The organism is Stutzerimonas kunmingensis, from assembly GCF_032106285.1.
Classification (GTDB): Bacteria; Pseudomonadota; Gammaproteobacteria; order Pseudomonadales; family Pseudomonadaceae; genus Stutzerimonas; species Stutzerimonas kunmingensis_B.
This window is the reverse complement of sequence record NZ_DAMCPO010000027.1, coordinates 19423-33216: the sequence shown is the minus strand read 5'-3', so window position 1 is coordinate 33216 and position 13794 is coordinate 19423. Positions and strand designations below refer to the sequence as shown.

The 13794-nt window shown below is 61.1% G+C and carries 12 protein-coding genes; 5 read left to right on the top strand and 7 right to left on the bottom strand.

Features of this window, described 5'->3' with window-relative positions; all coding sequences use genetic code 11:
- Nucleotides 1–24: 24 nt before the first annotated feature.
- Nucleotides 25–690 carry a response regulator transcription factor gene (locus tag RT582_RS18380; RefSeq protein ID WP_014820088.1) on the top strand — a complete coding sequence of 222 codons (666 nt, stop codon included), beginning with the start codon at nucleotides 25–27 and terminating at the stop codon, nucleotides 688–690.
- A gap of 28 nt (nucleotides 691–718) precedes the next feature.
- Here the strand turns inward: RT582_RS18380 and cysG are convergent, their stop codons facing one another.
- The 6 genes from cysG to ftsK all read right to left on the bottom strand — a co-directional run bounded on the left by cysG (nucleotide 719) and on the right by ftsK (nucleotide 8447).
- Complete coding sequence (cysG, locus tag RT582_RS18375; RefSeq protein WP_313479078.1) at nucleotides 719–2113, bottom strand: siroheme synthase CysG; 1395 nt, start codon at nucleotides 2111–2113, stop codon at nucleotides 719–721.
- Between the two features lie 116 nt (nucleotides 2114–2229).
- The gene (serS, locus tag RT582_RS18370; protein WP_003298845.1) at nucleotides 2230–3510 is read right to left on the bottom strand and encodes a serine--tRNA ligase; all 1281 of its coding nucleotides are present in this window, start codon (nucleotides 3508–3510) and stop codon (nucleotides 2230–2232) included.
- Between the two features lie 72 nt (nucleotides 3511–3582).
- The gene (crcB, locus tag RT582_RS18365; RefSeq protein ID WP_023446949.1) at nucleotides 3583–3957 is read right to left on the bottom strand and encodes a fluoride efflux transporter CrcB; all 375 of its coding nucleotides are present in this window, start codon (nucleotides 3955–3957) and stop codon (nucleotides 3583–3585) included.
- The gene (locus RT582_RS18360; RefSeq protein ID WP_278399620.1) at nucleotides 3954–5279 is read right to left on the bottom strand and encodes a replication-associated recombination protein A; all 1326 of its coding nucleotides are present in this window, start codon (nucleotides 5277–5279) and stop codon (nucleotides 3954–3956) included. The genes crcB and RT582_RS18360 overlap by 4 nt, the downstream gene beginning before the upstream one ends.
- Nucleotides 5280–5349: 70 nt before the next feature.
- Nucleotides 5350–5976, bottom strand: a complete 627-nt coding sequence (gene lolA, locus RT582_RS18355; RefSeq protein ID WP_044313927.1) for an outer membrane lipoprotein chaperone LolA — start codon at nucleotides 5974–5976, stop codon at nucleotides 5350–5352.
- Between the two features lie 17 nt (nucleotides 5977–5993).
- Nucleotides 5994–8447, bottom strand: coding sequence for a DNA translocase FtsK (gene ftsK / locus RT582_RS18350; RefSeq protein WP_172602807.1), 2454 nt, complete (start codon nucleotides 8445–8447; stop codon nucleotides 5994–5996).
- A 161-nt stretch (nucleotides 8448–8608) separates the two neighbouring features.
- On the opposite strand from ftsK, the gene trxB reads away from it, so the two are divergent.
- From trxB to infA, 4 genes are all read left to right on the top strand, one after another.
- Nucleotides 8609–9556, top strand: a complete 948-nt coding sequence (gene trxB / locus RT582_RS18345; protein WP_313479074.1) for a thioredoxin-disulfide reductase — start codon at nucleotides 8609–8611, stop codon at nucleotides 9554–9556.
- Between the two features lie 51 nt (nucleotides 9557–9607).
- Nucleotides 9608–10288 (top strand): leucyl/phenylalanyl-tRNA--protein transferase, encoded by a 681-nt coding sequence (gene aat / locus RT582_RS18340; RefSeq protein WP_045665570.1) that lies wholly within the window; start codon nucleotides 9608–9610, stop codon nucleotides 10286–10288.
- A 52-nt stretch (nucleotides 10289–10340) separates the two neighbouring features.
- Complete coding sequence (locus RT582_RS18335; RefSeq protein ID WP_090520481.1) at nucleotides 10341–11048, top strand: arginyltransferase; 708 nt, start codon at nucleotides 10341–10343, stop codon at nucleotides 11046–11048.
- 100 nt (nucleotides 11049–11148) lie between these two features.
- Nucleotides 11149–11367, top strand: a complete 219-nt coding sequence (infA, locus tag RT582_RS18330; protein WP_002553999.1) for a translation initiation factor IF-1 — start codon at nucleotides 11149–11151, stop codon at nucleotides 11365–11367.
- A gap of 131 nt (nucleotides 11368–11498) precedes the next feature.
- Here the strand turns inward: infA and clpA are convergent, their stop codons facing one another.
- Nucleotides 11499–13769, bottom strand: a complete 2271-nt coding sequence (gene clpA, locus RT582_RS18325; RefSeq protein ID WP_014820078.1) for an ATP-dependent Clp protease ATP-binding subunit ClpA — start codon at nucleotides 13767–13769, stop codon at nucleotides 11499–11501.
- Between the last annotated feature and the right edge of the window lie 25 nt (nucleotides 13770–13794).

Genomic DNA, 13794 nt, shown 5'->3' with positions numbered 1-13794 from the left:
ATCACAACAAAGAGGTGACCGGCCTTGTACAAGATCCTGATTGCGGACGACCATCCGCTGTTCCGTGAAGCCATCCATAACGTCATTCGCGACGGCTTCCCCGACAGCGAAATCCTTGAAACTGCCGACCTCGACAGCGCGCTGGCGCTGACCCTAGAACACGACGATCTCGATCTGGTGCTGCTGGACCTGAACATGCCCGGCATGCACGGCCTCAACGGCCTGATCAATCTGCGCAACGAAGCACCGACCATTCCGGTGGTGATCGTCTCGGCCGAGCAGGACAAGCAGATCGTGCTGCAGGCCATTACCTACGGCGCCGTCGGCTTCATCACCAAATCCTCGCCGCGTGCGCAGATGACCGACGCCATCGAGCAGATTCTCAACGGCAACGTCTACCTTCCTTCGGACATCATCCGCAGCCAGAAGCCCAGCAGCCGCCACTCCCATCACAACGAGCAATCGATCCCGCCGGAACTGTTGCAGGCGCTGACCCGCAAGCAGCTACTGGTACTGGAGCGCATGACCAAGGGTGAATCCAACAAGCAGATTGCCTACAACCTCGATATCGCCGAAACCACCGTGAAGGCACATGTCTCGGCGATTCTGCGCAAGCTCAACGTGCACAACCGTGTACAGGCGATCCTTTCTGCCGGGGACATCGACTTCACCGCCTATCTGCGCCGCTGAAAACGGCGCAGATAGCGTCGATCTTCTGCTAGGCGCTCGCCTGGGCGCCTTCGAACCAAGCCAGTTTCTCGCGTAGCTGAACCACTTCACCGACGATCAGCAGGGTCGGAGCCTGCACCTGCTCCTGGGCGATACGCTGGGCGAGGGTTTCCAGCGTCCCTGTGAAGACACGCTGATTTGTGGTGGTGCCCTGCTGCACCAGCGCCGCCGGCGTATCCGCCGAACGTCCATGGGCTATCAGTTGCTGGCAGATCACCGGTAAACCCACCAGGCCCATGTAGAACACCAGCGTCTGTGCCGGCGCAGCGAGTTCCGCCCAGGGTAGATCGCAGCTGCCGTCTTTCAGATGACCGGTGACAAAACGCACCGACTGCGCATGATCGCGATGAGTGAGCGGAATGCCGGCATAGGCTGCACAGCCGCTGGCGGCAGTGATACCCGGCACGACCTGGAACGGCACACCGTCGGCTGCCAGCTCCTCGATCTCCTCGCCACCGCGGCCAAAGATGAATGGATCACCGCCCTTGAGCCGTAGAACGCGCTTGCCTTCCTTGGCCAGGGTCACCAGCTTTTGATTGATCTGCTCCTGCGGCACCGCGTGTTCCGAACGCTGCTTGCCAACGTAGATGCGATCGGCATCGCGCCGGCACAGGTCGATGATCGCCGGCGCCACCAGGCGATCGTAGAGCACCACGTCGGCCTGCTGCATCAGGCGCAGGGCGCGGAAAGTCAGCAGGTCAGGATCGCCTGGGCCAGCGCCTACCAGATAAACCTCGCCCAGCGCGCGCGGCGCTGCACCGGCAAGCTTCTCCGCCAGCAGGCGCTCGGCTTCGGCGCTGCACCCAGCCAACGCCTGTTCGGCGATCGGTCCCTGAAAGGTTTCCTCCCAGAACACCCGCCGCTGCTGAACGTTGGCAAACTTGGCTTTGACCTGAGCGCGGAACTGCTTGGCGAGACCGGCCAGCTGGCCGTAGGCCGCGGGAATCCAGGTCTCGATGCGCGCGCGAATCAACCGCGCCAGCACCGGTGCATCGCCACCACTGGAAACCGCAATCACCAGCGGCGAGCGGTCGACGATCGCCGGAAAGATCACGCTGCACAGCTGCGGCGAGTCGACCACGTTGACCGGCATGCCCAGCGCGTTGGCGTGCTGCGAAACCGCGGCATTCAGCGGCTCGTCATCGGTGGCGGCGATGGCCAGCACACAACCTTGCAGGTCCTGCGGGTCATAGCCACGATCGAGGCATTCGCCATCGCCTGCCTCTACCAGTTCGGCCAGTTGCGGCTCGATGCTTGGCGCCACCACCCGCAGCCGAGCTCCGGCTTCGCTCAGCAGCCGCGCCTTGCGCAGCGCGATCTCGCCACCCCCGACAATCAGTACCGTGCGGCCTTTGAGGTTGTGGAACAGCGGGAGGTATTCCATGGGCGAATCCTGGAGGGTCGTTGGTGGTAAGGGCATCACAGCCATTACGGCCGCGATGCCCCTTGTCGAATATCAAGGATCCGGCCTGATGCCGAACCGCGATGACACAGCCAGCCTCAGCCGATGACTTCGATACCACCCATGTATGGTTTCAGCACGTCGGGTACCACAACGCTTCCGTCGGCCTGCTGGTAGTTCTCCAGTACGGCGACCAGGGTACGACCGACCGCCAGGCCCGAACCATTGAGGGTGTGCACGAGCTCCGGCTTGCCGGTTTCCGGATTGCGATAACGCGCCTGCATGCGCCGCGCCTGGAAATCACCGCAGTTGGAGCAGGAAGAAATCTCGCGGTACTTGTCCTGGCTCGGCACCCAGACTTCCAGGTCATAGGTCTTGGTCGCGCCGAAGCCCATGTCGCCGGTGCACAGCGACAACACGCGGTAAGGCAGTTCCAGCAGCTGCAGCACCTTCTCGGCGTTACCGGTCAGCTCTTCCAGCGCCTCGAAGGACCTGGACGGCTCGACGATCTGCACCATCTCGACCTTGTCGAACTGGTGCTGACGGATCATGCCGCGGGTATCGCGCCCGGAGGCGCCGGCCTCACTGCGGAAACAGGGCGTGTGGGCGACGAACTTCAGCGGCAGCTCTTTGGCATCGAGGATTTCGCCGGCCACGATGTTGGTCAGCGACACCTCGGCGGTCGGGATCAGGTAGAAGTCCGCCTCGCCTTCCCGGCTGATCTTGAACAGATCTTCCTCGAACTTCGGCAGCTGACCGGTTCCCTGCAGCGCCGGGGCCTGTACCAGATACGGCGTGTAGGCCTCTTCGTAGCCATGCTCACGGGTGTGCAGGTCGATCATGAACTGCGCCAGCGCGCGATGCAGGCGGGCGATCGGACCGCGCATCAGGGCGAAGCGGGCTCCGGACAGCTTGGCTGCGGTTTCGAAGTCCAGCCAGCCATGCTGCTCGCCCAGGGCGACGTGATCCTGAACGGCGAAGTCGAAGGTCTTCGGCGTACCCCAGCGGCGAACCTCGACGTTCTCGTCCTCATCCGCACCCACCGGCACCGACTCGTGCGGCAGGTTGGGAATGCTCAGCATCAGCTGGTCGAGTTCGGTCTGGATGCGGTCCAGCTCCTGCTTGCCGGATTCGAGTTCCGAGCCCATGCGATCCACGTCGGCGAGCAACGGCGCGATGTCCTCACCGCGCTGCTTGGCCTGGCCGATGGATTTGGAGCGCGCGTTGCGCTCGGCCTGGAGTTGTTCGGTGCGGGTCTGCACGGTCTTGCGCTGAGCTTCCAGCGCTTCGATGCGCGCCACGTCCAGCTGGTAGCCACGGGTGGCCAGGCGGGCCGCCACGTCCTGTAGCTGAGTGCGTACCAGTTTCGAATCAAGCATGGTGGGTCTCGTCTGTGAAAGCTTGGATGAAGGGCGAAGAGGGAGCGAAGTTTACTGTGAACGCGCGCCGGTTCATAACCTGGCGAGCGCCAGACCGGCCCAGGCCGCCAACAGGCCACCGAACACGCTACCGCCGACATAGGCGAAGGCGGTCGCCAGCTGACCGCTTTCCAGCAGCCGCAGGGCGTCCAGTGAGAAGCTGGAGAAGGTCGTCAGTGCGCCAAGGAAGCCGATGATCAGTGCGCCACGCAGCTCGGGTGAAATGTCCGGTCGGGCGAGAAAGGTTGCATAGAGATAGCCGATCAGCAGGCACCCCAGCAGGTTCACGGCCAACGTGGCCAGATAGAAATGCCGTGGCCATTGATTGCTGACCCAGGTCGCCAGGGCAAAGCGCAACAGGGTCCCGATCACGCCGCCACAGGCGACGGCGAAGGCCATGCGGATCATTGCTTTCTCCGTTGTTTCGGGCTTTCGCGGTCGAGCCGCGCAAGGTGCTCGAGCTTGTCGCGGATCTTGCTTTCCAGCCCGCGCGGGGCCGGATGGTAGTAACGCCGCGGCTGCATCGCTTCGGGAAAATAATCCTCGCCTGCAGCGTAGGCATCCGGTTCGTCGTGGGCGTAGCGGTATTCGTTGCCGTAGCCGAGCTCTTTCATCAGCTTGGTCGGCGCGTTACGCAAATGCAGCGGCACTTCCTGCGAGCCGTTCTCGGCAGCATCGCGCATGGCCGCCTTGAACGCCGTGTAGACGGCGTTGCTCTTCGGCGCGCAGGCGAGATAGACGATCGCCTGCGCCACGGCCAGCTCTCCTTCCGGGCTACCCAGGCGCTCCTGCACATCCCAGGCATTCAGACACAGCGGCAGCGCGCGTGGGTCGGCATTGCCGATCTCCTCACTGGCCATGCGCACGACGCGCCGGGCGATGTACAGCGGGTCGCAGCCACCATCGAGCATACGCGCGAACCAGTACAGTGCCGCGTCGGGATTGGAGCCGCGCACGGACTTGTGCAGTGCCGAAATCTGGTCGTAGAACGCCTCACCGCCCTTGTCGAAACGGCGACGGCTGTCACCCAGCAGATCCTGCAGCAAGTCGGTGCTGATGCTACCGCCCTCCTCGGCCAGGTCCGATGCGTTCTCCAGCAGGTTGAGCAGCCGACGACCGTCACCATCGGCAGCAGCCAGCAGCATCTGGAAGCTCTCTTCCGGCAGCCCCAGATGCAAGTCACCCAGCCCTTTTGGATCACTCAGCGCACGGGCGACCAGTTTACGCAGCGCCGCTTCGTCGAGACTTTTCAGCACGTAGACGCGGGCACGCGAGAGCAAGGCGTTGTTGAGTTCGAAGGAGGGATTCTCGGTGGTCGCACCGATGAAGATCAGCGTGCCGTCTTCGACGTAAGGCAGGAAGGCGTCCTGCTGGGACTTATTGAAGCGATGCACTTCATCGACGAACAGGATGGTGCGCCGTCCGTACTGGGCTGCCTGCTGCTTGGCGATCTCGACCGCCTGGCGAATCTCCTTGACCCCGGCGAGCACGGCGGAAACCGTTTCGAAATGGGCATCGGACACTTTTGCCAGGAGCCGCGCCAGAGTGGTCTTACCAACCCCGGGCGGCCCCCAGAACACCATGGAATGCAGCGCGCCCTGTTCCAGCGCCTCGCGCAACGGCTTGCCACGCGCGAGCAGATGCTCCTGCCCGACGTACTCGTCGAGGCTCGCTGCACGCAGACGCGCAGCAAGGGGTTGGGCGACAGGTTCGCGGCTGAACAGGTCCATTGCGGACGGTTACCTCGATTGCAGCGGCCAGCCGCTGCGCAGGCCGCCTGATACGAATGTCAGATGAGGGTCACTCGGAAATGACGTCGGCACCCTCAGGAATCTCGAAGGTGAACATGTCGGCGTTGAGCGGCTGATTCATCTTCACGCCCATGAAGAGGATATTGGTGCGCTGACCGACGCTGTCGATCAGCTGCATGTCGTTGATCACGCCGCTACGGAACGACAGGCGCAGATTATCGAACAACGTGTCCTTGGCCTTGGGCTTGAGGGTGAAATCCACAACCTCACCGGCCTCCTTGTGGGAAACCTCGAAGTTCTCGCTGATGGTCGACACGTCACCGGAGAGCAGTAGCGCCGGGGTATGCGTCAAGCGCTGGTCGAGTTGCTGGACGGTGACCTGCTCCAGGTCTGGGTCATACAACCAGACCTTCTCGCCGTTGGAGACCAGCAGCTGCTCCATCGGTGCATCGGTGTGCCAGCGGAACTGCCCGGGGCGCTTGAGCGCCAGTTCACCGGAGGTTTCCTGCAGCTGGGTGCCGCTGCCGTCGAGCGACAGCTGCGAGAAGCGGCCGGTCAGGGTTTCAGCCTGGTTCAGCAAATCAGTCAGTCGTTTGGTGGATGCAGCCTGGTCGGCGTGTGCCGGGGCCAGGGCAACCATCAGGACAGATGCACACAGCAAACGGATCAATTGCATTTAGCCCTCGAAGCGATTCAATCGCGCATAGGCGGCGGCGCGATGACTTCGCGCGAGCCATTGGTGTTCATGGATGTCACCACGCCAGCCATTTCCATGGCCTCGATCATCCGCGCGGCGCGGTTATAGCCAATCTTGAGTTTGCGCTGCACGGCGGAAATCGACGCACGGCGGCTTTCAGTGACGAAGCGAACGGCCTCGTCGTACAACGGGTCTTCTTCGCTGCCCTCTCCGCTGCCTTCGCCACTGCTACCATCGAAGCCGCTACCCGCCTCTTCGGCGCCAGCAAGAATGTCTTCGATGTAGTCAGGCGCGCCACGGGCCTTCCAGGCCTCGACCACCCGGTGCACTTCCTCATCGGAAACGAACGCACCATGGACACGAATCGGCAGGCCGGTGCCCGGCGGCAGGTAGAGCATGTCACCGTGCCCCAGCAACTGCTCGGCACCACCTTGGTCGAGGATGGTGCGCGAATCAATCTTGCTGGATACCTGGAATGCCATTCGGGTCGGAATGTTGGCCTTGATCAGGCCGGTAATCACATCCACCGACGGACGCTGGGTGGCAAGGATCAGGTGAATACCCGCCGCGCGTGCCTTCTGTGCGATACGCGCGATCAGCTCTTCGACCTTCTTGCCGACGATCATCATCATGTCGGCGAATTCGTCCACCACCACGACGATGGTCGGCAGGGATTTCAGCGGCGGCGGCTGGTCATCCATGCTCTCGCGACGGAACAGCGGATCGGTAAGCGGTGTGCCCGCCTCTTCGGCTTCCTTGACCTTGCGATTGAAGCCCGCGAGGTTACGCACGCCCATGGCCGCCATCAGCTTGTAGCGCCGCTCCATCTCGGCGACGCTCCAGCGCAGTGCGTTGGCCGCCTCCTTCATGTCCGTGACGACGGGGCAAAGCAGGTGCGGAATGCCTTCGTAGATCGACAGTTCAAGCATCTTAGGATCGATCATGATCAACCGCGCCTCTTCCGGCGTGGACTTGAACAGGATCGACAAAATCATCGCGTTGACGCCCACCGACTTACCGGAACCAGTGGTACCAGCCACTAGCAGGTGCGGCATCTTCGCCAGGTCGGCGATGACCGGCTTACCGCCGATATCATGGCCGAGTGCCAGGGTGACCGGTGATTTGGCGTCGTCGTAGGGGGCCGAAGAAAGCACCTCGGAGAATCGCACGATCTGACGATCCTCGTTGGGAATCTCGATACCTACAGTGGTCTTGCCCGGAATCACTTCGACCACCCGCACGCTGATCACTGCCAGTGAGCGCGCAAGGTCTTTGGCCAGATTGGAGATACGGCTTACCTTCACACCGGCTGCCGGCTGGATTTCGAAGCGGGTGATCACCGGGCCTGGATGTACCGACTCGACGATGACCTCTACACCGAACTCCTTCAGCTTGATCTCCAGCAGCCGCGACATCGCTTCCAGCGACTCAGGCGAGTATTGCTTCTGCTGTTTCTCGGCAGCATCAAGTATCGAGATCGGCGGCAGGCTGCCCTCGATCAGCGGATCGACAAACAGGTTGGCCTGCTTTTCTTTCAGCACGCGCTTGCTCGGTTCGGCGGCTTTGGCAGGAGCAGGCGGAGCGATCACCGGAGCCACACGCTTGTCGCGCTCGCTCATGTGCTTGGCCAGGGACTCGTCACGTTCGATGATGCGCTCCTTGACCTTGGCCTGCTCACGACGGTCGCGCACCATCGGCGCAGCCACCTCGCTCACGACATCGTCGACTTCTCGCAACTGGGCGACCATCTGCTTGCGCTCGGCGCGGGCGCTCCACCAGCGACTGAAGAAGCTCTGGATCAGCTCGATGAGGTCGAGAGTGATCTTGCCGGTGATGTCCATCACTTTGAACCAGGACAGATCGGTGAACACCGTCAGGCCGAACAGGAAAAACGCCAACAGCGCAAGGGTGCTGCCCTGTACGTTAAGGGACAGAACGGCCAACTGACCGAGGCTCTCTCCCAGCGCACCGCCGGCAGACGCGGGCAAGCCAGGAGCGGCCTGGAAATGGATATAGGCCAGCGCGGACCCGGACAGGACCAGGAACACCAGACCGATCAGGCGCCAGGAGAACAGCCAGCCGTTCCACACCCAGGGCTGATGACGTGCGCGGAACACTTGCCAGGCCTTGACGCCAAGCAGCAGGGGAAACAAATAGGCGAAATAGCCCAGCGCCATGAACAGAACATCGGCAAACCAGGCGCCGGCACGGCCGGCAGCGTTGCGGACCTGATCGACATTGCTGGTGTGGGTCCAGCCAGGATCGCCCGGATCGTAGGTAAGCAACGCCATCCACAGGTAGACGCAGAGCGCACCGAGCGCTATCAACGCGCCTTCCTTGAGGCGATAGTGCAATTGTTGTCGCCAGACGGTTGCCGGCGCGGTAGATGAGGAATTCTTCAAAACGCTTTCTTTCCTGCGCCTGCGGCGCGATGAACCGTAGTCAGCCAGAACCCCGGCATTGTACGGGTTTGTCGATTCGATGGCATGCAGGTTCCGCGGCGGCTTGGGCTTTTGCCGATGCTTCGGTGTAGCATAAACGCCCGATTTCCCGACGCGGCTCGACTGGAGCACGCTTCTCTATTTGCAACAAAGGCTTATGAGGGCTTTTTATGAGTGAAGTCAAGCATTCGCGTCTGATCATCCTCGGCTCCGGCCCAGCCGGATATACCGCTGCGGTATACGCTGCCCGCGCCAATCTGAAGCCACTGATGATCACCGGCATCCAGCCCGGCGGTCAGTTGACCACCACTACCGAAGTCGACAACTGGCCCGGCGATGTCGAAGGTCTGACCGGCCCGGACCTGATGGTCCGCATGCAGAAGCACGCCGAGCGCTTCGACACCGAGATCGTCTTCGATCACATCCATACCGCAGAGTTGCAGCAGCGCCCATTCACCCTGCGCGGCGACAGCGGCGTCTATACCTGCGACGCATTGATCATCGCCACCGGTGCCTCGGCACAATACCTCGGCCTGCCCTCTGAAGAGGCTTTCGCTGGCCGTGGTGTATCGGCCTGCGCCACCTGCGACGGCTTCTTTTATTGCAACCAGGTCGTCGCGGTGATCGGCGGCGGCAACACTGCGGTCGAGGAAGCGCTGTACCTGTCCAACATTGCCAAGGAAGTCCACCTGATCCACCGCCGCGACAAACTGCGGTCGGAGAAGATCCTGCAGGACAAGATCATGGACAAGGCGGCCAACGGCAACATCCGCCTGCACTGGAACCATACCCTCGAGGAAGTACTCGGCGATGCCAGCGGCGTGACCGGTGTCCGCTTGAAGAGCACTCTCACCGGCGAAGAGAACAAGCTGGACCTCGCCGGCGTATTCATCGCCATCGGCCACAAGCCGAACACCGACCTGTTCCAGGGCCAGCTGGAAATGAAGGATGGCTACCTGAAGATTAGAGGTGGCGGCGAGGGTGATGCCACCTGCACCAGCATCCCTGGCGTCTTCGCTGCTGGTGATGTGGCTGATCACGTCTATCGCCAAGCGATCACCTCGGCCGGTGCCGGCTGCATGGCCGCCCTGGACGCAGAAAAGTACCTCGACAACTGATCTAGTGGCGGGCCTCGGCCCGCCCTCCCCTACCTGCATTTGCGTGGCGACATGCTGACTTGGCTAAAGCGCGACGATCTCTGCTTCCCCCCTCTCGAAGCGGCTTTGCGAGAACCCAACGGCCTTTTGGCTGCTGGGGGTGACCTTAGCCATGAACGCCTGCTGGCCGCCTATCGCCACGGCTGCTTTCCCTGGTACCAGGATGGGCAACCGTTGCTGTGGTGGTCTCCCGATCCGCGAACGGTGCTGTTCCCGAACGAACTGCATGTGTCGCGCAGCCTGCGCAAGCGCATCCGTCAGGGCGAATTTCAGGTGACCTTCGATCAAGCGTTTACCGACGTGATCCAAGGCTGCGCCGGGCCTCGTAGCTATTCGGACGGAACCTGGATCACCACACCGATGCAGCAAGCCTATGTTCAGTTGCACGAAATGGGTGTCGCGCATTCGGTAGAAGTCTGGCAGGAGCAGCATCTCGTCGGCGGACTCTACGGACTGGCAATCGGTAAGCTATTTTTCGGCGAGTCGATGTTCAGTCGCGCTACCGATGCGTCCAAGGTTGGATTCGTCACACTGGTGGAACAGCTGCGTGACTGGGGTTTTGTCCTGATTGACTGCCAGATGCCGACACGTCATCTGGAAAGCTTTGGCGCCCGCAGCATTGCGCGTGAGCAATTCGCCGCCGCACTTGCCGAGCATCTGGATCAGCCCAGCGCAGCCGACTGGCGCGCCTAGTCGGCTACCGCAAGCTGACCTACACTCAGCTCATGATTTCTGAGAGTTGACCATGACTTCACTGGCTCGCCTCAAGTTCTACGCCACACAGCCCCATGCGTGCAGCTATCTGCCCGATGAACAGGCCACCACGCTGTTCCTCGACCCTAGCCAGCCGATGGACGCGCAGGTGTACGCGGAACTCTCCGAGATGGGCTTCCGGCGTAGCGGCGATCACCTCTACCGCCCCCACTGCCAGCGGTGCTCGGCCTGCATTCCGGCTCGCATTCCGGCAAACTCGCCAGAGCTCAGCCGGCAACAGAAACGAATCCTCAAACGCAACGCTGACCTGCAGGTACGTTGTGTTCGCCCGGCGTTCAGCGAGGAGCTCTACGCGCTCTACGCGACCTACATCGAAAAGCGCCATGCGGACGGCGACATGTACCCCCCCAGCCGCGAGCAGTTCAATACCTTCCTCGTGCGCGACCTACCGTTTTGTCGATTCTACGAATTCAGGCTGGATGGACGACTGCTCGCAGTCGCCGTCACCGATGTACTGCCCAATGGACTGTCCGCCGTTTACACCTTCTACGATCCCGAAGAAGAACGGCGCAGCCTGGGGCGCTACGCGATTCTCTGGCAGATCGGCGAAGCAGCGCGTCTCGGCCTGAAGGCCGTGTACCTCGGGTACTGGATCAAGAACTGCCGGAAGATGAATTACAAGACCGAATATCGCCCCATCGAACTGCTGGTCAACCAGCGCTGGGTGACGCTCAGCTGAAGTCCTTGGCTCATCGACCCATTTCGGGCACAATGCTTGCCGCTTTTGCCCGCGCACGCATGCGCCGGGTCACTCATTTGGACACCGAGGACTTTACTGAATGTCGAAAGAAGACAGCTTCGAAATGGAAGGTACTGTCGTCGACACCCTGCCTAACACCATGTTTCGTGTGGAGTTGGAAAACGGGCACGTCGTTACTGCGCACATCTCCGGAAAGATGCGCAAGAACTACATCCGGATTCTTACCGGTGACAAGGTGCGCGTGGAACTGACCCCCTACGATCTGAGCAAGGGTCGCATCACCTACCGCGCCCGCTAAGCGAGCCGCGAGAAAAATGCCCGGTTTATGCCGGGCTTTTTTGTTGCAGCAGCAAACAGCCGGAAACGGACGCACGCAATGCCGGAACGAAAAACGCCCGGCCGAAGCCGGGCGCTCGATACCACCTAGGGTCAGGCCAGCTCTGCAGTGGTCTCGAATTCGAAGAACGGCTCGCCGCCCCGAATATCGATGTGAACCACGCCACCATGTTCGGCCAGCTCACCGAACAGGATCTCCTCGGCCAACGGCCTCTTGATCTTGTCCTGAATAAGCCGTGCCATCGGCCGCGCACCCATCTGCGCATCGTAGCCATGCTCCGCCAGCCAGCTGCGCGCAGCATCTGACACCTCCAACGTCACATGCTTGTCTTCGAGCTGCGCCTGCAGCTCGATCAAGAACTTGTCGACGATGCTCTTGATGACTTCGTGACTCAGACGGCCGAACTGGATGATGGTATCCAGACGATTGCGAAACTCTGGCGTAAAGCTCTTCTTGATGACCTCCATCGCGTCAGAGGCATGATCCTGCAAGGTAAAACCGATAGAAGCCCGCGCCGCGGTCTCCGCACCAGCATTGGTGGTCATGATGATGATCACGTTGCGGAAGTCGGCCTTGCGACCGTTATTGTCCGTGAGCGTGCCATGATCCATGACCTGCAGCAGCAGGTTGAAAACCTCGGGGTGCGCCTTTTCGATTTCGTCCAGCAACAGCACGCAATGCGGCTGCTTGGTGATGGCCTCAGTCAACAAGCCGCCCTGGTCGAACCCAACGTATCCCGGAGGCGCACCGATCAGACGAGATACAGTGTGACGCTCCATGTACTCGGACATGTCGAAACGGATCAGCTCGACGCCCAGCGCTCGAGCCAGCTGGCGTGCAGCCTCTGTCTTACCCACGCCGGTAGGCCCGGCAAAAAGGAACGATCCAACCGGCTTGTCCGGAGCCTTCAATCCAGCCCGTGAAAGCTTGATGGCTGTCGCCAGCGAGTCGATCGCATCATCCTGGCCAAAAACCGTGAGCTTCAGATCGCGCTCGAGGTTACGCAGCAGCTCCTTGTCCGAACTGCTGACGTGCTTCGGCGGAATCCGCGCAATCTTTGCCACGATGTCTTCGACCTGTTCGACATCAATGCACTTGACCCGCTGCTCTTCCGGCTGCAGGCGCTGATAGGCGCCCGCCTCATCGATCACGTCGATGGCCTTGTCAGGCATATGCCGATCATTGATGTAGCGCGAGGCCAATTCTGCCGCGGCACGAAGCGCCTCATCGCTGTATTCGATGTTGTGATGCTGCTCGAAACGCCCCTTAAGGCCACGCAGAATGCCGATCGTGTCTTCGACTGAAGGTTCGCTGACATCGACTTTCTGGAAGCGACGCGCGAGGGCGCGATCCTTCTCGAAGATCCCACGGAATTCCTGGAAGGTCGTAGAACCGATGCAGCGGATTTCACCGGAAGAAAGCAAGGGCTTGAGCAGGTTCGACGCATCCATCACGCCGCCAGACGCAGCTCCAGCACCGATGATCGTATGGATCTCATCAATAAAAAGAATGGCATGCGGCCGCTTGCGCAACTCTCCGAGCAACGCCTTGAAGCGCTTCTCGAAATCACCTCGATACTTCGTACCCGCCAGCAGCGCACCCAGATCTAGCGAGTAGACGACGCTATCAGCGAGCAGGTCCGGAACCTGATTATCCACTATGCGTTTTGCCAGGCCTTCAGCAATAGCGGTCTTACCGACGCCAGCCTCACCTACGAGAAGCGGATTGTTCTTACGCCGACGCGCGAGAATCTGCGCGACACGCTCGACTTCGTTCTCACGCCCAACCAGCGGGTCGATCCGTCCTTGGCGAGCCAGCTCGTTCAGATTACTCGCATAGGCATCCAGAGGATTGCCTGACGCACCCGGCTCGCCACCGTCCTCATCCTGCATCTCCGCATCGTTCTCCGGGCTACCAGCATTGCCAGGCACCTTTGAAATACCGTGAGCAATGTAGTTGACGACGTCGATACGCGCGACGTTCTGCTGCTTGAGAAGGAATACGGCCTGGCTCTCCTGCTCGCTGAAAATCGCGACCAGCACGTTTGCCCCGGTCACTTCCCGCTTGCCAGAGCTTTGGACATGGAATACGGCACGCTGCAGTACGCGCTGAAAGCCAAGCGTAGGCTGCGTTTCGCGCTCCTCATCGTGCTGTGGAATTAGTGGAGTGGTGGAATCAATGAACTCCTGCAGATCATGGCGCAGCTTGTCCAGGCTCGCGCCACAGGCCCGCAGCACGGTGGCTGCCGCTTCATTGTCCAGTAGGGCCAACAGGAGGTGTTCAACCGTCATGAATTCATGACGTTTGGTACGTGCCTCTTTGAAAGCCAGATTCAGAGTGACTTCGAGCTCACGGTTCAACATAGCTTTCACCTCTTCTCCAGCAGTC

What these genes read in the sequence shown, in the direction of transcription:
- cysG (WP_313479078.1), bottom strand. Translation starts at nt 2,113, where the DNA reads ATGGAATACCTCCCGCTGTTCCACAACCTCAAAGGCCGCACGGTACTG.
- serS (WP_003298845.1), bottom strand. Translation starts at nt 3,510, where the DNA reads ATGCTTGATTCGAAACTGGTACGCACTCAGCTACAGGACGTGGCGGCC.
- crcB (WP_023446949.1), bottom strand. Translation starts at nt 3,957, where the DNA reads ATGATCCGCATGGCCTTCGCCGTCGCCTGTGGCGGCGTGATCGGGACC.
- RT582_RS18360 (WP_278399620.1), bottom strand. Translation starts at nt 5,279, where the DNA reads ATGGACCTGTTCAGCCGCGAACCTGTCGCCCAACCCCTTGCTGCGCGT.
- lolA (WP_044313927.1), bottom strand. Translation starts at nt 5,976, where the DNA reads ATGCAATTGATCCGTTTGCTGTGTGCATCTGTCCTGATGGTTGCCCTG.
- trxB (WP_313479074.1), top strand. Translation starts at nt 8,609, where the DNA reads ATGAGTGAAGTCAAGCATTCGCGTCTGATCATCCTCGGCTCCGGCCCA.
- aat (WP_045665570.1), top strand. Translation starts at nt 9,608, where the DNA reads ATGCTGACTTGGCTAAAGCGCGACGATCTCTGCTTCCCCCCTCTCGAA.
- RT582_RS18335 (WP_090520481.1), top strand. Translation starts at nt 10,341, where the DNA reads ATGACTTCACTGGCTCGCCTCAAGTTCTACGCCACACAGCCCCATGCG.
- infA (WP_002553999.1), top strand. Translation starts at nt 11,149, where the DNA reads ATGTCGAAAGAAGACAGCTTCGAAATGGAAGGTACTGTCGTCGACACC.
- clpA (WP_014820078.1), bottom strand. Translation starts at nt 13,769, where the DNA reads ATGTTGAACCGTGAGCTCGAAGTCACTCTGAATCTGGCTTTCAAAGAG.